Source organism: Candidatus Symbiopectobacterium sp. NZEC135 (assembly GCF_025962695.1).
On sequence record NZ_JAGFPF010001415.1, the window covers coordinates 1 to 553 of the forward strand.

General features: G+C 57.5%; 1 pseudogene. It reads right to left on the reverse strand.

What is annotated here, in order from left to right:
• A pseudogene (gene mukB / locus J5224_RS34575) lies at window positions 1–553 on the reverse strand (chromosome partition protein MukB); the annotation flags it as partial.

Genomic DNA, 553 nt, shown 5'->3' on the forward strand with positions numbered 1-553 from the left:
AACTCCTGCAACTCCTGAATAAGCTCTTTCTGCACCTCATTTTTGGCTTCATGCGCGCCGCGCACCGACGCCTGCACCTGGCTGTACTGCGTTAACTGTGCCTGCTGCTGGCGCAGTTGCTCACGCGAACGGGTACGCTCGGTTTCTGCCTGCTCTAACCGTTGACGCAATTTGTCATTCAAATCGGCATTTTCACCCAGCATGTCCGCTGAGTCGCTATAGCCGAAGTGGGCTCGCCGTTGCACCACTTCCGTTATGGCAAACGCCTGCTGTTTAGCCTGACGCTGTGCGCTTTGTGCCTGGGTGTACTGCGCCCGCAGTTGTTCATGCTGCTGTGGATCGCTTTGCAGCACCGCCACCAGCGGTTCCAGTTTCACCAGCGACGCACCGTGCTGTGCAATAAAGTGTGCGGACTCTTCTGCGGCATCCAGCTCGTCGCGAATCTCTTCGATCCGGTCGTGCAACGTATCATCACACAGCAGGCTGACGCGCGGGATCAGGCGGTTCAGCAGTGAAACGCACTCTTTGGCCTGATCGGATTGCTGGCGTTGCT